We start from the raw sequence: 17534 nt of genomic DNA on the forward strand, positions 1-17534 counted from the left end.
AGATTTAAAAATTGGGTTATTGGGTGAGAAATACAAGTATTATCAAGATTTCAAGAAGTATTTGATGCAACAGATTTTCGCACAGAAATTAAGATTTAATTTTGATGATGACTGGAACAAAGTTAATTTGGGTGACATAAGTACAATCGGAAAAGGTTTTACTCCTTCAACTTCCAATCCTAATTATTGGGACGGAGATATTAATTGGTTATCAATTGCAGATATGAATCAAGGCAAATATATCACTGAAACTAGCAAAAAAATCACTGATGAAGGATGTAAAAATAAAAAAATCGTTGAAAAAGATACCTTAATAATGAGTTTTAAATTAACTATTGGACGATTAGGCATTTTAAAAAAGGATATGTTCACTAATGAAGCCATTTGTAATTTTAAATGGAAAACTAGTGATATCCTAACAGAATATATGTATTATTATTTGAGTTCTATAAATATTTTAAAATATGGCTCTCAGGCAGCAAAAGGAATAACATTAAATAATGATACATTGAGCACTATTCCAGTTTTATTACCCTCTATCGAAGAACAAGAGAAAATAGTTGATATTCTGTCCAACATGGACACTAAAATTCAATTTATAGAGACTAATATTGAAGATGTTAAAAAATTCAAAAAAGGTTTGCTCCAACAAATGTTTGTTTAAAGGTGATGAATTACAATTCTTTCACTATTTCTTCACCCTTATCTGTCAATCGATATAGTCTACCTTTTCTAGCTTCAGGATTTACACATTCAACAAGTTCGTGTTCTCCTAATTGTTTTAAAACAGCAGACATATGATTTTGCAAGATTTCTGTATCTTTTGCAATTTGAGTAGGAATTTTTGTTTGTCCGTCAAGAGATTTCATTACTTTTGATCTATATCCTGAGGATATCACAAAGCCCACTTCTTTCCACATTTCATCTGAAAGTTCCATTGTATCCCTCGTTATTATGTTCGTTTTTGGCGTACATATAATTTTAGTGAATTTTACTGGAAGTTGATTTTGCAGTGAAAATTTAATCTAGAAAAAATGAGTGCTAAATTTGAATGATACAAGCCATTAAATTAATAGCTATAATATCTGCATTGTCTAGATTATACAACTCATTCACTAGATTAATCAAACATATGGAGTTATATTTTCTTGACAGCCTTATCTATATAGAATTAGAATATTTTAGAAAAGATAATAAAAATCAGTATAAATTGTATCTTTGAAGTAAAATTTGTATAAATAGGAGAATAGAGCCACATTTCCAGGTTCTCAACCATTACCAAATTTAAACAACTTTTTTCCATATCAAAAAAAGTTCTGGAATATGTGACTCCTACATTTATATTGGTATCTAGTAATTATAAGCCACTTTTCCAAGAGAGCATTTGGTAATCAACAAGAATTAGTAATTTTCATTAAAATTAAGTGAAAAAAAAAAAAAATATGAATATCTGTTGTTTTCATCTCCTATCCATTCTATAATGCATTCACATGATTTTTTAAGTTCTTCAAGAATTAATGCTCTTAAACCATTTCTCATTGCCAAGTCATCTTGATCAAGTAAATTCATGACTTGGTATGTTTTACTGACATTTTCATAGTGTTTTTCAATATCTCCTCTCCATACCATTTATCTCACTCCTGCCAATATTCTATCACGATTTTTTCATAACCAGTGTCGATTTTAATGTTTAATGTTAAATTGAGGTCATAAGTCCAAGTTTCCATTCTGTCGTTGATAATACCAACCATTTTAATGAAATCGCTGTCATTTCCACCACAGTCAATAATGAAGCTATTCCTGTCTTCTTCAAAACTAATGCCGTTTTCATTGAGTATTGTTTTCAAGTATCTTCTCACCATCGTAATCACCTAGAAAATGTTAAAATAAGTGGGATTAGTCGCCTCCCACTTTTTTATAGATATTAGAAATCAAAATTGATTCTCCACCATTAAAATCATCTACCAACATCATATAGTAACCTCTGCTTCTGAGGTCATCTATAAACTCACGGATTTGCCAGTATCCTTTGTGAGATTTGAAAAATACCTCAGCACACCATCTAGGCATTGGAGTTTTGTCAATTTTTGTTACTTCAATGAAATCAGTGTTAATTAACACATCGATACATAATTCCATATTTACTTCAGTTCTCACTTCATCGATTGTTTCTCCATACATAGTTACCACCTAATACAAATCTAATAGCTCTTCAATGAATTCATCACACAATTCATCATCTTCTAACAAAAGTTCATATTCCTCATCTGTTAATTCAACATCATAGACTACTACACAGTCTTTTTCATCGTAAATGCCGTTTGCCATTCTAATCCCACCTTACATGTTTCCTAGTTCATCGATTTCAGAATCAGTTAATTTTTCACCATCTAAAAGTTTGGTTTCAAACCAGAGACAAGCATCAATCTCGTCCATGGTTAATCCACCGTTTGCCATCTTCATTTGAACGATTTCGAGCAATTCACTGTTGCTCATTTGAGATAATGTTCTAACCATCTTAATCACACCTTATTTTATGAAGATTGACTCTTCATCACCTTTGAGAAGTTTGGCACTCATTCCATTTGACATAGCTATTTTACCATTGATTTTGTAGCCACAGACATTGACCATTGTTACTTCTTTGAGACCGTGTTCTCTCTCCCAGTGAGAGTTGCTATTTTCATCGAAAATGAATGTAACTTCATCGTTCTCATCGCATTTTTCCAAAATCCTGATTAAATCACCGACATACATAATAAGCACCTAAAAATAAAAGAATTTAGCAATCAGCAAGTGCTGATTGTACTAAATATTTGATTTGTTCTTTTTCACCAAGTTTATCAAATCTACCATCGAATTCATTGGCATAGTGGTTTAAACAACAGTTTAAACAGTCTTTGTCATCTTCTCTGAAGTCAAACAAGTCTTTGTTATCATCAGTAAAAGCTACATCTAAGCAGTCTACTACAGCTTTGTTGACATTTTCAACTGCTTTTTTGTTTAGTGCTTTGAAAATTGGTTCGGCAAGTTTTTCTTTTTGCCAGGTGTTGTCTCCACTGACTTTTTCAACGAATTCTGTTACTGTTTCAGAAGTTGCTACTGCTTTGATAACTGTTAAAGCATCAACGGATTCAAAAAGGCAGGTGTTTCCTTCACAGATGATTTGAGGACAGCCACTCCATTTGTGGTGGTCTTCATTTTCATCGATTTCGACAGTCACGGTCAAGTTTTCAATTTTGCTTTCAACTAATTTCATAATTATCAGCTCTCCATTTGGGTTTTACAAATTATCTGCTTTTAAAACAGAATTTAAGAGGATTTTAAGCTCCCAATTCCGTTTTAACGACAGTTAATTATAGTAGAGCCAATTGTACATATAAAGGTATCGTTTTATTAAATCGGAAAATGCAGGAATTCTTATGAACAGTCCTTACGAACCTGCTCCAAGATGCTATCTGCCGTGGACTCACCTATTCGATAAATTGTCATTAATTCTTCTTTTTTAAGTGAAATAATGTCTTCTAAATTGTTTAATTTTAACTCGTTTACAATCTTTTCTGCAGTTTTTGAGCCAACTCCCTGACAACAGTAGCACAAATATCTGAATGCAGGATTTCCCTCTGACTTGGGGAACACCTTTGCGACAGCTTTGTCATCGAAGCATTTCTTAGACTGTTGCTCCATCACCTCGAATGCGGTCTTTCTGTTAGGAACACGAAGTACTGTTGTAAAGGTATTTAACCTTGCAATCGCACCGTAGAATTGTGCCTTAGTGAAAGAAACACCTGTAGAATAATATAATTCATCGCAAATCTTTTTTCTGTCATCATCTGTTCCCTCAATTATAACGAAGTGATTGGCAAATTCTCGTTGTTGGTCTATGGCTTGATTGAATACTCTTCCTTCTGTTACCGAATTTATGAAATCTGGCATTGTTTTGTACTCGAATACTGCTTTTTGACCATTTTCCTCAAAGATATAATCTCCAGTATCCAGTTCCTCAATAGATACGCTGTTATTTAATGAAAAATGAAACATTGCAGGTCTTATCCTGTCAGTTTCTCTTGAATCAATTACAACTTTCATACTATTCTGCCTCCTGATCATTATCCTGTAAATTCTCAAACAATTTCTCAATTATTGCAAAAAATATAATTGCAAAGTATGCAAATAATACTCCACCTAAAACATAGTAAAACATTTAATCCTCCTAGTTTCTACTCAATCCACTTATTACGGCATTTATTACTAAAAATATCACGATTGCACTTGCCCACCACAGTATACCATGGAGTCCAATGTGGGTTGCAATTGCACCTGCAACTACAAAAACTGCAAGTATACGAATGCATATAATTGCAATTATCAAAGCTATGTATCCTAAAATTCCGTATGCAGTTAAATCTGTCATTTTATCAATCCTCATGTTGTTCGCTGATGCTCCTTATTAATTTTCAGATTTTATTTTCAAAAACAGAACACGATAATAGCAGTGTATTTCACAGGTTACATTCTCCAACTCATCGATTAGTGAATTAATTGTTGAGTTTTCATCTGAAATTGAAGTATATTCGCCATATACAATTTGATAATCGATTAACTTCAGTTCTTCAGGGAATTGGTTGATTAACAGTTCTAACTTTCTGCTGCCTTTGGGGTTCACTTCTAAATCAGTGAATTCAATAAAGTGTTCGGTTTCAATGACTCGTATCATAATTTTATCTCCTAAATATTAATTCTAGGTTGAATTTGGCTATTGAAATTATCAATGAGTCGATTAATCTAAACAATAGTAGTTAATACAAGTTTGTTTAGAATTATCAACCCATCCAATAATTTAATCGACTAGATTTTTGTACTAAATCTCACCTAAAAGATATAGATTAATTCAAACTCATTTCATCTAGTATTAAATCGACATTGGACTTGTCCCAGCCCATTCTTCTTAATTCATGCACCATATAGATAGCTTGAGCTTCGTGTTTAAACCTATGAAAAACCACCCTTTCACCATCAATCATTTTCTGCACTGTATAATAACCGTTGACGAAACTGTAATTTTTAGGTTTAATCTTATTTTCATCTATTATTCGATTGATTTTGTCTAAATCCCAATTTACTGCCTTACATAATGATACTATCATTTGGGCTGTTGCTTCATCACTGAATCTTCCGACTAACACGGTTTTATTGCCATATTGTTTTTTCACAATATAATCGCCATTTTTAGTCTTGGTATAGAATTTTGCCCCAGTGGTGTTCATGTGTCTAGGAGATGATATATCACCGTTAGACAATGCTTCAGCACGTAAATGAGAGTATTGTCTTGCATTTAATCCATTTAATCGTTTAACATCTTCTCCAGTGATGTTAGGATTATTATAGTCTTTTACAAACTCTTCATATACATTAATCATATTTATCAGCTCGTTTTTTCAATATTTTTAATATATTTTGTTCTTTTTTTCTTAATTCACGAATTATATTCTCGGTATCTTTGATCTCTTGAGAAATAACATTATAGTTTAAATCTACAATGACATCATAAGGCTTTATGATGTAATCACCCAAAGCATTGAGTTTTGGAACTTGAACCAATTTTCCCTTAATGCAAACTGTTACTGCATATTGTAATTCTCGTATCTCTGTTAATACTTTGAAATAATCATTTTGTCTTTGTTTTAAGTCATCTAAATGCCTTAGTTCAAAGGTTAATTCTTTTAGCAATGTCGAATATGTTGAATTCATTGGTATTCCAAACTCGCAGGTATGGAAATGCTTACAACAGTGATGATTTGGATAACATTCACATTTTATCATATTTACCAGCTCGTTATGTTAGGTAACTTAGTAACCTAGTAACTTGGTAATTTATCAAAATAAAGTAACTTAGTAACCTAGTAACTTGCCAATAATTAGTAACTCAGTAACCCAGTAACTTACCAATGTAAGCATATTTTTCTAGTATAGGGGTACCACGAAATTGGCTATAAGTTACTTTTTTACGAAAAATTTTAAATGAATTTAAACCACTTAATTTATAAAATAAATGGCTTAGAATTCATTAAAATTTTAAGATTTGGTAACTTAGTGCCTTAGGTTACTTTTTTTCAATGAAGTTACTTCAAGAAATTACCTGATTAATTATCACCCTTTTCACTTAAATTTGGATATAGAAATGTTAAAAACTTATCAAACCTAACTAACATAACCTTTCTAGGTTTATCCAATCTAACAAGTTTATACTTCCAACCTAACAATTCTGCAATCCCTTTTACATCGTAGCAGGCTTGATTGACATTATGCATAGCTTTCTTTAATCCACTTGTAAAGCAAACATAATCTTTACCATTCCTAGCATGATGCAAGACCATATACGGTATTAATCGTTCATTAATAACATTAAAAACACGGTCTGAGAAGTCTCTTGAGTCTTTAACATTATCACTGAAGAAGTCATCTTGATTCATTGGGAATCCATCTTCGGATGAGTATACACGGATATTTTTATTGTGCTTGTTAATCTCATCAATGAAAAACATTCTAATCTCATCTATTTCCTCATCATCAAGTTCTTCAAGTGTTACTGCTTCTGCGAATGATAATAGCCACTCAGGACATTGTCTTTCACAGTCTGCATATGCTCTCAGGATTAAGCTGTTGGATAATTCCTGCCAAGGCAATCTTAACAATTCTATATCATTGTTTATCTCATTTACTGCGAAATCAGCAAGATATTTCAAACGATGAAAAAGGCATAATTCAGGTGTATCCATTCGGAAATGTTCCATAAATGCTTTTTTCTCACTATCTGACTTTTTCTCACTATGAGAATACAATAATTGGACAAATCTTCTTGTTAATCCCTCTACATTTGGTAATGCACTATTAGAAGTGAAAGAAACAGTGGATAATGCGAGGATAGTTGCTAAATTCCTACCCTCATATCTTCTCCTTGCATTTGTTCTCTCAACACAAGTTTTCAATGTTTCTACACAGCTTCTGTTGTTAAAAACATTATCAGGTTCATTAACAATTAGACCAAATGTGGATTTTGATATTTGCGCACCTATTCTTGGAACAGTGTCAAATTCAGAACCTCCAATGTCGGTTTCACTATTCGGTTCACCATAGAAATATGCCCCAATACGGGCAATTGTAGTTTTACCAGAGCCACCTTTTCCAAAGTGGTAGATGTACGGTATCAGGTTTTCTAGTGGCAATCCCATCTGTTTTTTAGCAAAACCAAAAGGAACAATCAATGCATGTTTTAGGGTGGTAGCAAGTTTTGTTTCCTGACCTACAAAGTAATTCTTCAAATCCTCAATTAGATCAAGTGCCATATTCAACTTTTCAAAGTTCACAGGCTTTAATTCAAAATCTATAATGTTTAAACTTTTAGTAATGTCATTATAATAGAAACCAGGTGTTTCTATGTCATTTTTAATGATAGCTAGCTCATTTTCAATGGCGATTTGAATTAAAGCAGTTACGACACCTTTGAAGTGTTTAGGTGAAAGAACATATCCGTGGTCTGTCAGATATTGTTCTATTTCAGGAATACTCATATTTTTGGTATGGAAATGTCCGTCCTTTGTTGTTACCCACTCTATACTGAATGTTCTACCTGCATCACTGATTGGATTGTCATGGATTGTTATTTGAACAGGATAACAAAGAAGTATCCGAGTATAATCAGTTACTTCAATGCCTTTCTTCCAGTCAATGATTTGAACAGTAACTTCATTATTTCTGTAATCCATGACAATATACTTGTTAGAACCAATCTGTAATTTGTAAATCTTGTTGGTGTCATAAGGAATGATTATCTTATTCAAATCACGAATTAGTTCTAATGCAGTCTTTTTATCATGCTTGTCAGTGATAAATTGTTCTATACCTTTTAATCCACTATTGGGTTTTGCATCACCAATATAAATGTCATCAAACAATTTTACAATGTCACCTAATGTTTTCTCATGAGAAGGAAGTTGATTGTATAATTCAATGAGAATTTTCTCTACAACTTCGGAATCAGTGCCTTGAAGATAAAAAGCACTAATTAAGTTTTTAAAGAATGTAAGCTCATAAGATGGTTTATACACATGCTCTATGGCTTTTTTAATTTGTTTAGCTGAACTTCCTTCATCCATTTTCAAAACCTACATTTTTATTGTACTTGGACATCTTTGATTAAAAAGCTGTAGTATACATAAGTTCCACTTTTTTCTTTCACCTGAATTGTCATTTCAGTTAATCTGTTCACGAATTCACGGTATTCTGCTAGATTAACATTTCTGATGATGTTGGATTTGCCAACACTGCCAGGGTTTTCTAATTCAAGAATAGATGTCAGGAAGTCAAATAGAACACTGCCTTTACGGATATTTTTGTGGATATCTCCATCGTTTTTAAGGTTGACATTGATTTCAACATATAACTGTTCATCATCTTTGAAAATGAATAATTTGAACCTATTAATTGTTACTTCTTCACCGTCATCGTCAAAGGTGTAGGAAGTTACAGAGGACATTTCAGGTCTGCCAGTAATGATGGTTCCATCTTCAAAGTCTTTTAATTCAGCTTTTTCATATCCGTCAGGTATGTCTACAATTTCTTCATAGTCTAGTTCAGTACTAGTGAAAATACTTTGTTTAGTTTCAAAAGTCATTTTTTCTACTCTCCTTGTAATTCTAACTCATTTAATCTGATTAAATCATTCATAATTTCAATATCATCTTTTTTAGATGTTATTGTGTGTTTTTTAACATCGATTTTGATTTTTACATCACTTAATTTCTCACTAACATATGCATTTCTCATCTTTTCATTGGTTAAGCCCAATTCTTTGAAATCAGTTGTTAATAAGATAATCCTTTCTTTATCAGCTAAATCATGTTTAGCATTTAATAAATCAAGTTCAAGTTCTCTTAATTGAATCAAAGCATCTGATTTAGCTTTAATCAATGCTTTTAATCCAAGTTTGAATAATACCGGCATTTCGCCAATAATATTGATAGTTTGGTCTTTTACAACATTTACATCATCCATAATTATTCCACCATTAAAAATTGTGGAGAGTGATTATTGATCACTCTCATTCAAAAATTTTGAAGATTTGTCAATGCTTCTTCTTTCAGCACCCATCTCTTCAGCTGATACTTCACCAGCACCTATTAACTCTGCAATTGCACGATTAGTTGCCCTAGTCTTTGCAGTAGACATAATAGTGTGGTCTGAAACTTTATCTTTGCCTCTTTCACTTCTAGAACATAAGGCATCTGATTCGACAGTTCTGCCATTAGGAAGTGTTGCTCTGACGCAGTAGTATGCTTCTTTCACTCTTCCCATTTTGGTTCTTTGTAAATCACGGTCTACAATGTGAGTGTCGACATTAAATGCTCTAGCAAGTTTTTGCCAAGCTGATTTCTTTTTAAAGTGTCTTTTAACACTGACATAGTTGCCATCAGCATCTTTTTCTTTGACTACAATTTCTTGGTAGTCAGTGTCATTCAACAATCCTTTACAGAGTTTTTGGTAAGCATCCCATTGTTCGATAGCAGTATCCACATCAGGAACACTGTTTACATTGATTAAACTGGTATCTTGAGATACTCTTGGACTTTCAATTAATTCGGCTTTTACCATTATGAATCACCCATTTGTTCAGCGATTTCACCGAGTATTGCTTTATTAATGAGGTCTACACGATTACAGATTTTTAATCCAATAATTTCATCTAATTCTGAAATGTATACTCCAATACTATCGGATTTAATTTCAATTAAACTGCCATTTACACGAACGATGTCATTATTATCAACTAATAATTGACCTCTGTTCCTAAATTCGATGAACATTGCGTTTTCATCGTTTAATTTGTCAAAATATTCTAAAATTACATTAGCTTCCATCTAATCACCAACTTGATTGGTAAATATAATATTCAAACTCATCTTTTAACAGTAAATCACGAATTAACTGAACAGTGTATTTTAAACCATCTAAATAGTATTCAAGTTCAAAATCATCAGTTAAATCAGTTCCGCCAAAGAAAAAGCCATCTACAGTAGGTAATATTTTCATAGCATTTTCCACTGTAGGATTTTCTAAAACTGTTTTACATGCCACTAGGAGTTTCTTCAAGCTGTGTTCTGATACATAGTACATAGCACAGTTATCGACATCGTCTTGAACATTTTTTACCATCCAATTGTGGATAGCATTGTGTTTTCTCCAGTAGCCAACTTCTTCAAGTTTAATTTTTGAAGTGCAAGTTTCGGAATCAATTTTATGGATTGCACCATAAAGATACATATCTAATCCCATTTATAACACCCTCCTAACAGGAATATTGGGAATATTCATGCGAATACCCCAATATTTTGAAAAGTCCAACCTACAACAAAGAACAACATACCTGTTACTCCACTGCCTAAATACACAAATCGTGGATCAATGGCAATAGGTTCAGGTTTAGGATACAATCTAGCAGGTTTTGACATTTAAATCAAACTCCTGCGAACACAAATTGCGATAATCAATTCTAAATTGATTATAGTTGTTCTACCATTCTTGCGATGTATTGCCAGTGTTTTACCGTCAATGAAATGATAATCATCATTTTTATAGAGTCCAAAATCAAAATTATCATTTGCAGAGACAAAAGCAATGTAGCAATCATCTTCTAGATGTAATTTCATCTTACGGATTGTTTCTCTCATTTTTATCAGCTCGTTTTACATTCTTTTTGAAACCGATGATAAAAGCTTCACCGTTTTTAAATTTAATGAAGCCAGTATCACCTTTTTCAGCATAATGCATTAATGGCAATAGTTTGACATGGATATCAACTGCATAGGCTCTTTTTCTGCCCAACACTAAAACTTTGCCGTTTTCACTAATATTCAATATTTTTTGTTTTACTCCACCTTTGGCAACCTTAACTTCACCTGAGTGGGTTAGGATACCATCGGTGTTTTCAACAAATGGATTTACAGTTTTGGTCATTTAGTCCACCTCGTTGGCACTGCCACTTTTGATATCACAATCAAAGGTACAGTTTTCACAGTCATCTTGAGGACAGTCAAATAGTTCATCTGCCTCAGGTGGATATACAATATAAGGTGAATAAACTGACATTCTATTCACCCATTTTTTCAATTCTATCGAATACATCCCATATTTTCTCCCAAGCATCTTTTGGGACTAAAACATGAGGTACACCATCTATTATTTCTTCTTTCATTTTGGTCAACTCGTTTTTAGATTATTTCAAAAATTCGACAGTCTAAGGGATTACATGTTGCATAAAGCTTCATTATTCATTAATCCAGTTTCTATTTCTTCAATCTCGTACATCTCAAAGAATTCGTGTTCACTGAGGTTGATTTCAGCAAGAAATTCTTCAAGGGCTTGGAAGTTAATGTTAGTACACACCACTTCTTTCAAGATTGGCTTGTTTACCCATTTTCTAATTTCGTACATTTTTGGTCAACTCGTTCAACTCCTCATTGTCCTTAGAACAAATCATTGGAGATTTTACATTTTCAGATTAACAAAATATAACAAATTATTAATCTAATTCTTATTTTATATCGCCATACATATAAATATACCGATACAAAGATTTTGAGCTCATATTTTCTCAATTGAAGATACAAGAGAGAGTATTAGAAACAGGGTTAAATTGATAATTGTCAGGAGTATGGATCAAGAGACAATATTCCTGAAAGTAAGTGTGAAAAATAAAAAAAGTTTGAAAAATAATGTTTTTCCATTCATTCGCCAATAATAAAAAAATACTGATTTCCTATCGTGGAAATCTTTATATATTGCTTAATATATACTTATTATTGGGTTAAGTTTAGAAAAATTATTAGTTTTACAGTTTTGGTCAACTCGTTTAACTTTTTTTTATTCTTCATTTTAACCCCAACTAATAGGATAAAGTAGAAAAATCATATTTATCAGCTCGTTATTCATAAAATAAATATAATTTTTTACTTATCATCCTTTTTTATGAACTTTTTATCACTTTTTTTCTCACCACTCTATTTTTGTTACCTTTCATTGAAAAATGATTGTATACATTAAGTTTCAGTGAAGGTTAATTATACATATGTTTTTTGAATATATAAACCTTTTCCTTTTGATATAATGCTTAATCGTTCATTATTTTTCTTTATTTTATGTTAAATTGTACACTCGAAAAAATAAAACACCGATGTTTTAAAAATCACTGTTTAACAAAAAATCAGAAATACTATTCAATTGCATAAAATTAATGATATTGGTACAAGTATAACATTTCTCCAATATAGAAAAATGAGATTAAATAGTATTATTAATGAGTATAAATATAATAATATTATCGTGTATAAAAAATGTTAATTTATAGAAAAAGAGGTGATTTTTTCGTATTGGCATTATTATTTGTAGTATTTCTATTTTGGTTCTTAGTATTTTGTTTAAGTTATAGTATTAAATTATTCTTTGTAGTAGTGGCAATTATGGGAGTAATACTATTATTAATTCTGTAATTGTGTTTTTTTCTTTTTTAAACAAAATAATTCAATTTTAATATATTTTTGTCAGAGGATTATTTACCACCTCCCAAAATTTTCTTTAAACTTGCAATATCTGCCTTCATATCATCTAAATCTGATTGTAATTGTTTATTTTCATTTTCCATCTGAACAAACTCTGGAGATTTAATGGATAGTTTTTCTACATCTTTATTGATTGTTACAGCATGCAAATGTTTGATATATTCATATTTCAAATCTTCAGGATTGGTCATGAAGTAAGCTTCATCGGTTTTGTTTTTAGCTTTTCCCTGCAAATCGTTTACATCGTCTTTACTCATACCATCATTATATAATGCAGAAGCATGAAATTTCCTAAGCATATGACTTCTAAACCTACTATATTTGCCTACTTTTCCTAATCCAAGCCTATCATTTATTCTTTGAAAATAAGTAATGAAATATGCTCCATGCATATTAAATAATTTGCTATCATTTGTTACATTATCATTCCGTGTTAAAATATATGCATTTATGGCTTTTACTGCTTCAGGACTACAATAGGTGGTATAATATTTGTTAGTTTTCAATCTTCTAATGTTAAAAGTAGGGATTATATTGTCATTATCATTAAGAAAATCAATTATTTGGTAAATATCCATTCTTCTGTTTGGTAAATACTCAGACAATGCATCAATATAATCCTGAATTGTCAAACTCAATGTTTCAGCACGACCGCAGCCACTAGAACAAATAAATAAGATTATGGCTTTCATTTCAGGTGAAACAATTGTTAAAGCTTGTCTTATAACTTCTTTATCAGGTAAATCTTTAAAATAAATAGGAGTTGGTTTTTCGGCAGCCTTTTCATTAATTTTTGGTATTTCATATATTTCGATGTCATAAAATTTATAAAATTTGATTATAGCCACCATATGAGTTTTAACAGAGTTTAATGCATATTTTTCAAATAATTTTTGTCTATATTCAATTAATCTGATTTTTACTCTGCGATGTTTCCATTTAACTCCTTTATTCTCATCTTCTTCTGCTTCCATCAATAATTCGTAAAGACTCATGCCAAAATATGTGGAATATTTTGTTAAAGCATGTTTATAGAGTTTTCGTGTCTCCTTTGAATGATTGAATGTATTTGCTAAATTGTTTAATAGTTGCTCGTCATTCATAATAACACTTTCTTATTGAATTATAAAAAAGGTTATCAGAGAGCATTTGATTACTAATGTTTTTTATAAGTAACTGATATTTCAATGGGTAATTGCATATTAATCAGTTTCTCATATTTTTTATTTCTAAGCTAACTTCACGTATAAGTTCAAGTTTTGTTTTGTCCCATTCAACGAGCACCCTTCCTGATTTTTCATACCATTTTCCAGGATATGAAAACTCCTTTTGCACGCTGTGAGGTAAATTTAGTCTTTTAAGTGCTCTTTCAATTTCATTGAGTGTTGGTTGTTTAACAGCATACTCCTTGGCTATTTTACGACCTTGCTTTAGGGTTAAATCTTTATCTAAGTATTGTGGCCAAATAGTTATCATATTCTCACCTATCTAATTGCTTGAATAATAGTTCCATCATGTCCGGAACTGTATAAGTGTCTGGGTAAATGTGGGCAATGTCATATTTTTCCAAAACTCTTGCGGTAATCGGACCTATGCTGACGGTCAGCAGATTGTCATTCAGGAGCTTTGCCAGTTTTTCCTTATCGTCTGCAATCTTGAAGAAATTTTCAACAGTCAGAGGACTTGTGAATGTTATCGCATCGATTTGTCTGTTTTCAATCTTTGAGATAAGTTCACAAACCTTGGCTTCATCCATCGGAAAGAGTGACTTGTATGCTTCAGCAAGAATCACTTTATTTCCAAGCTCCTCCAAACCTTCCGGAAGTGTTGATCTTGCAGATGCTGTCCTTGGAATTCCGATGGTTTTGCCTGTGATGTTTCTTTTGGAGAACTCCTCAACCAAACCTTCGGCAGTAAAGTCATCAGGCATCAAATCAACTTTCAGTCCGTTCTTTTCAGCCAGTTTTCCGGTTTTGTTTCCGATGACGGCCAGTTTGCAGTCAAGGTTTTTGATAAAGTCTGGATAAAACTTGTTCAGTGAGACAATTGTTGTTGGGGAGGTAAAGACAATCCAGTCAAGTTCATCTTTTCTTGCCACCAGTTCCTTTAGGGAATCTGTGTTAACAGGCTTCAAATCAAGTGTGGGTGCAAGAAAAGCTTCACCACCCAGGTTTTCAACAATTTCGCATGCTTTCTGCGCTCTGTCAATGGGTCTTGTTATTGCAACGACAGGTTTTGACATAATTTATTACCCTCATTTAATTTATTAATGTAATATATTATCTTTTAAGTTGCTTATATTATTTTTTGAATATGATTGTTGTGAATGTAAACAATTATATATTAGTTGATAGTATCTTATAATTAGGTGATAAAATGAGTAATGTTTTAGTTACATATTTCTCAGCAAGTGGCGTTACAAAAAATATAGCTGAAAAGATTGCAAATGAAAACGGATACGACTTATTTGAAATCAAACCTGTTGAACCTTACACTTCAGCGGATTTGGATTATAGGGACAAGAATTCACGTTCAACAATAGAAATGAACGACAGGACATTCCGCCCTCCAATTGCTGAAACATGTGATGTGGAAAAATATGATACCGTTGTAATCGGTTTTCCCGTATGGTGGTATACCGCACCGACAATAATCAATACATTCATTGAAAGCGTTGATTTGAAAGGAAAAACAATCAAGGCATTCTGCACTTCCGGAGGAACAGGCATTGACGGATGTGTAAGTGACTTGCAAAAGGCTTATCCTGAACTTGACTTTGCAAAAGGAATGAGATTCAGAGGCAACGTTTCAAATGCTAAAGAGTGGATTGAAGATGAGTAAAAACGTTGTTGTAATAAGTTCCTCTCCAAGAAAAGGGCAAAATTCAGATACATTATGTGATGAATTTGTGAAGGGAGCCATTGATGGGGGAAACAGCGTTAAAAAGTATTTCTTGGAAGACATTGAATTTTCATCATGTAAGGCATGCTATGCCTGTAAGACTCCTGAAATGAAGTGCATTCAGGATGATGGAATCGCACCGATTCTTGAAGATATGCTTAAAGCTGATGTTATTGTCTATGCAACTCCAGTGTACTATTTTGAAATGTGCGGAACCTTGAAGATGTTTTTTGACAGATGCTATCCTATTTTCAGGCATCTGGAAAATGTGGATTACTACATTGTTCTTGCCGCAGGAAGTGACTGTGGCGATGCATTGACCGGTCTTGAAAGCTTCATCAACTTCTCAGTTAATCCAAACATTATGGAAGTGTTTAAGGCATTGGGAAATGTAAAATCACAAAAAGATTTGTTAGAAAAAGTTTATAATGCAGGAAAAAACTGCTAAAAAAAATAAATTAGGAAAGAAATAATCTTTCCTATCCTTTAAAAGGATTTGAACTGTTGTATGTTTGACCATTAACAGTTAATGAGTACTCACCATACTCTATGTTTCCGGATAATTCTAGAGATGAAACGGAACTGTCACCGCTTAATGTCCATGTTGAACCTTCACCAACATTTACTGTAGTGTTTCCGGTAGAGTTGATAGCTCCCTTAAATTCGGTATTTTTCATTGTCCAGTTAAGAGAACTTATTTCATCGACAATGACATTTCCATCTATTTTTTCATTGTCGGTATTGAGTTCACAGACTCCTCCGTTTGATCCTTGGGTACCCCACTGATTCTGGCCTGATGCCTCTAAAAAAACTCCGCTACCAAAGTTCAATTGTGTATTTTCAAGTTTGACAACACAAGCGGTATTGGTTATGTGGAACATCGGAGCCTCTTTATAAACTGATGAGTCCTCTGCGATTGACAATGTTGAATCCTTTGCTGTAAACAGGGATGTTCCAACATCAGCGTCACCGCTCATGCTTTGGTAAATGAACACTCCTCCCAGGTCAACATATTCGTCTCCGTCCTGTCTGTTACCTTCAGCGTAACCAGTCAGCTGTGAATTTGTAACTTCAATGCTGTTTTTACCTTCAATACATGCAATCTGTGAAACATGTGATGTACCCTTTGTATTTTCAAGGGTAATGTTTCCTGTTGAATAGATTAAAGGTGAGCCCCTTCCGCTGGTCTTGCTGACACCAGTATTGATGTCTGAATTTTTAACATGAACTTGACCTTCGCCACGGTCTGTTGCAAGAGCAGCACAGCTTTGACCGTCGGTATTGATGACTACATTTTCCGCATTGATAACTCCGTTGTAGGTTGCATCAAGACCTCTTGACTTGTCGGAATGGGTTGTTATTTTCACATTTTTGATGTTTGCCTCGGTAGAGCCTTCAACGCTACTTTGACCAGGCTGTTCGCCTCCACCATTTCCGCCTTGTGCCCCGCCGGCACCGTCAGAGCCAGGCATTTCCGGAGGTTGTCCTCCATCTCCTGACCCTTGAGCTTCTGGTGGTTGGCCGCCTTCACCTGATGCTCCACCTGAAGAGTTTCCTGATTCGGAAGCTTCAGCATTTGTTACAAAAATACCGTTTGATCCTTTGGAATTGGTATTGATTTCAACATCACTGATGTCCAATGTACCATTGGTATTTACGAGAATTGCTGAGTTGACACCATAAAAATCAGCATCATCACCGGTAGTTGCAGTGTCTCCTGTTTTGTTGATAATGGATTTTGCCAGTTTGAGGGCGCCTCCATTTTTAATCAGGATTCCGTTTGTATCTGCACTGTCAGTGTGATATAGTCCATTGTTTTCGTCCAAACTTTCAGAGTCAACAATGAGGTTTCCTCTGTCCTCTAGTGCATTTGCATCGACATTGATTGACGTATTGCTTGTATTACTTGAATTTGTGAGAACAAAAGCACTAGCACTTATTATGACTATTGCAATAAGTGCAATTATTACTTTTCTGTTCATAAAAGTAATAACTCGCATGTTATATTTAAAAATTTTT

At 33.0% G+C, this 17534-nt stretch carries 31 protein-coding genes; 3 read left to right on the forward strand and 28 right to left on the reverse strand.

The window, feature by feature from the left end; genetic code table 11:
* Positions 1-664, forward strand: a 664-nt coding sequence (locus tag QZV03_RS07725) for a restriction endonuclease subunit S (RefSeq protein WP_296875569.1), incomplete at its 5' end; no start/stop codon positions are given.
* A gap of 10 nt (positions 665-674) precedes the next feature.
* Here QZV03_RS07725 and QZV03_RS07730 read toward each other — a convergent pair.
* The 27 genes from QZV03_RS07730 to QZV03_RS07860 all read right to left on the reverse strand — a co-directional run bounded on the left by QZV03_RS07730 (position 675) and on the right by QZV03_RS07860 (position 14856).
* Complete coding sequence (locus QZV03_RS07730; protein WP_296875573.1) at positions 675-938, reverse strand: winged helix DNA-binding protein; 264 nt, start codon at positions 936-938, stop codon at positions 675-677.
* Between the two features lie 463 nt (positions 939-1401).
* Positions 1402-1629, reverse strand: coding sequence for a hypothetical protein (locus QZV03_RS07735; RefSeq protein ID WP_296875574.1), 228 nt, complete (start codon positions 1627-1629; stop codon positions 1402-1404).
* A gap of 5 nt (positions 1630-1634) precedes the next feature.
* The gene (locus QZV03_RS07740) at positions 1635-1862 is read right to left on the reverse strand and encodes a hypothetical protein (RefSeq protein ID WP_296875576.1); all 228 of its coding nucleotides are present in this window, start codon (positions 1860-1862) and stop codon (positions 1635-1637) included.
* A 34-nt stretch (positions 1863-1896) separates the two neighbouring features.
* On the reverse strand, positions 1897-2181 hold the full coding sequence (locus QZV03_RS07745) for a hypothetical protein (protein WP_296875578.1): 285 nt from the start codon (positions 2179-2181) through the stop codon (positions 1897-1899).
* A 9-nt stretch (positions 2182-2190) separates the two neighbouring features.
* Positions 2191-2328, reverse strand: coding sequence for a hypothetical protein (locus QZV03_RS07750; RefSeq protein WP_296875580.1), 138 nt, complete (start codon positions 2326-2328; stop codon positions 2191-2193).
* Between the two features lie 12 nt (positions 2329-2340).
* The gene (locus QZV03_RS07755; RefSeq protein ID WP_296875582.1) at positions 2341-2517 is read right to left on the reverse strand and encodes a hypothetical protein; all 177 of its coding nucleotides are present in this window, start codon (positions 2515-2517) and stop codon (positions 2341-2343) included.
* 12 nt (positions 2518-2529) lie between these two features.
* Positions 2530-2757, reverse strand: coding sequence for a hypothetical protein (locus QZV03_RS07760; protein ID WP_296875583.1), 228 nt, complete (start codon positions 2755-2757; stop codon positions 2530-2532).
* A gap of 25 nt (positions 2758-2782) precedes the next feature.
* Positions 2783-3259, reverse strand: coding sequence for a hypothetical protein (locus QZV03_RS07765; RefSeq protein WP_296875585.1), 477 nt, complete (start codon positions 3257-3259; stop codon positions 2783-2785).
* A gap of 161 nt (positions 3260-3420) precedes the next feature.
* The gene (locus QZV03_RS07770) at positions 3421-4089 is read right to left on the reverse strand and encodes an ERCC4 domain-containing protein (protein WP_296875587.1); all 669 of its coding nucleotides are present in this window, start codon (positions 4087-4089) and stop codon (positions 3421-3423) included.
* A gap of 124 nt (positions 4090-4213) precedes the next feature.
* Positions 4214-4414, reverse strand: a complete 201-nt coding sequence (locus QZV03_RS07775; RefSeq protein WP_296875589.1) for a hypothetical protein — start codon at positions 4412-4414, stop codon at positions 4214-4216.
* 36 nt (positions 4415-4450) lie between these two features.
* Positions 4451-4717, reverse strand: a complete 267-nt coding sequence (locus QZV03_RS07780) for a hypothetical protein (protein WP_296875591.1) — start codon at positions 4715-4717, stop codon at positions 4451-4453.
* 169 nt (positions 4718-4886) lie between these two features.
* Positions 4887-5420, reverse strand: a complete 534-nt coding sequence (locus QZV03_RS07785) for a hypothetical protein (protein ID WP_296875593.1) — start codon at positions 5418-5420, stop codon at positions 4887-4889.
* Entirely contained in the window at positions 5413-5823 is a 411-nt protein-coding gene (locus QZV03_RS07790; RefSeq protein WP_296875595.1) for a hypothetical protein, read from the reverse strand. Before QZV03_RS07790 ends, QZV03_RS07785 begins: the two co-directional genes overlap by 8 nt.
* A 320-nt stretch (positions 5824-6143) precedes the next feature.
* Positions 6144-8156, reverse strand: a complete 2013-nt coding sequence (locus QZV03_RS07795) for a hypothetical protein (protein WP_296875597.1) — start codon at positions 8154-8156, stop codon at positions 6144-6146.
* Between the two features lie 17 nt (positions 8157-8173).
* Entirely contained in the window at positions 8174-8674 is a 501-nt protein-coding gene (locus QZV03_RS07800; protein WP_296875599.1) for a hypothetical protein, read from the reverse strand.
* Between the two features lie 5 nt (positions 8675-8679).
* Positions 8680-9054: a hypothetical protein gene (locus QZV03_RS07805; RefSeq protein WP_296875601.1), complete on the reverse strand. Its 375-nt coding sequence runs from the start codon at positions 9052-9054 to the stop codon at positions 8680-8682.
* A gap of 33 nt (positions 9055-9087) precedes the next feature.
* Positions 9088-9651: a hypothetical protein gene (locus QZV03_RS07810; protein ID WP_296875602.1), complete on the reverse strand. Its 564-nt coding sequence runs from the start codon at positions 9649-9651 to the stop codon at positions 9088-9090.
* Entirely contained in the window at positions 9651-9917 is a 267-nt protein-coding gene (locus tag QZV03_RS07815; protein ID WP_296875604.1) for a hypothetical protein, read from the reverse strand. The genes QZV03_RS07810 and QZV03_RS07815 overlap by 1 nt, the downstream gene beginning before the upstream one ends.
* A gap of 4 nt (positions 9918-9921) precedes the next feature.
* Positions 9922-10332 carry a hypothetical protein gene (locus QZV03_RS07820; RefSeq protein ID WP_296875606.1) on the reverse strand — a complete coding sequence of 137 codons (411 nt, stop codon included), beginning with the start codon at positions 10330-10332 and terminating at the stop codon, positions 9922-9924.
* A 35-nt stretch (positions 10333-10367) separates the two neighbouring features.
* The gene (locus tag QZV03_RS07825) at positions 10368-10508 is read right to left on the reverse strand and encodes a hypothetical protein (protein WP_296875608.1); all 141 of its coding nucleotides are present in this window, start codon (positions 10506-10508) and stop codon (positions 10368-10370) included.
* The gene (locus QZV03_RS07830; protein ID WP_296875610.1) at positions 10509-10727 is read right to left on the reverse strand and encodes a hypothetical protein; all 219 of its coding nucleotides are present in this window, start codon (positions 10725-10727) and stop codon (positions 10509-10511) included.
* Entirely contained in the window at positions 10708-11013 is a 306-nt protein-coding gene (locus QZV03_RS07835; RefSeq protein ID WP_296875611.1) for a hypothetical protein, read from the reverse strand. The genes QZV03_RS07830 and QZV03_RS07835 overlap by 20 nt, the downstream gene beginning before the upstream one ends.
* The gene (locus tag QZV03_RS07840) at positions 11014-11145 is read right to left on the reverse strand and encodes a hypothetical protein (protein WP_296875614.1); all 132 of its coding nucleotides are present in this window, start codon (positions 11143-11145) and stop codon (positions 11014-11016) included.
* 156 nt (positions 11146-11301) lie between these two features.
* A complete protein-coding gene (locus QZV03_RS07845) occupies positions 11302-11490 on the reverse strand; it encodes a hypothetical protein (protein ID WP_296875617.1) in 189 nt (62 codons plus the stop codon).
* 1114 nt (positions 11491-12604) lie between these two features.
* Complete coding sequence (locus QZV03_RS07850) at positions 12605-13717, reverse strand: site-specific integrase (RefSeq protein WP_296875619.1); 1113 nt, start codon at positions 13715-13717, stop codon at positions 12605-12607.
* A gap of 103 nt (positions 13718-13820) precedes the next feature.
* Positions 13821-14090, reverse strand: coding sequence for a signal recognition particle subunit SRP19/SEC65 family protein (locus QZV03_RS07855; protein WP_296875621.1), 270 nt, complete (start codon positions 14088-14090; stop codon positions 13821-13823).
* Between the two features lie 4 nt (positions 14091-14094).
* A complete protein-coding gene (locus QZV03_RS07860) occupies positions 14095-14856 on the reverse strand; it encodes a uroporphyrinogen-III synthase (protein ID WP_296875623.1) in 762 nt (253 codons plus the stop codon).
* Positions 14857-14990: 134 nt separating this feature from the next.
* Between QZV03_RS07860 and QZV03_RS07865 the strand changes: the two genes are divergently transcribed.
* Both QZV03_RS07865 and QZV03_RS07870 read left to right on the forward strand, forming a co-directional pair.
* Complete coding sequence (locus tag QZV03_RS07865) at positions 14991-15455, forward strand: flavodoxin (protein WP_296875625.1); 465 nt, start codon at positions 14991-14993, stop codon at positions 15453-15455.
* Positions 15448-15963, forward strand: a complete 516-nt coding sequence (locus QZV03_RS07870) for a flavodoxin family protein (protein WP_296875626.1) — start codon at positions 15448-15450, stop codon at positions 15961-15963. Before QZV03_RS07865 ends, QZV03_RS07870 begins: the two co-directional genes overlap by 8 nt.
* A gap of 31 nt (positions 15964-15994) precedes the next feature.
* Here the strand turns inward: QZV03_RS07870 and QZV03_RS07875 are convergent, their stop codons facing one another.
* Positions 15995-17497, reverse strand: coding sequence for a hypothetical protein (locus QZV03_RS07875; protein ID WP_296875628.1), 1503 nt, complete (start codon positions 17495-17497; stop codon positions 15995-15997).
* Positions 17498-17534: the final 37 nt, after the last annotated feature.

The sequence above is a fragment of the uncultured Methanobrevibacter sp. genome, from assembly GCF_902788255.1.
In the GTDB taxonomy this organism is placed as follows: domain Archaea; phylum Methanobacteriota; class Methanobacteria; order Methanobacteriales; family Methanobacteriaceae; genus Methanocatella.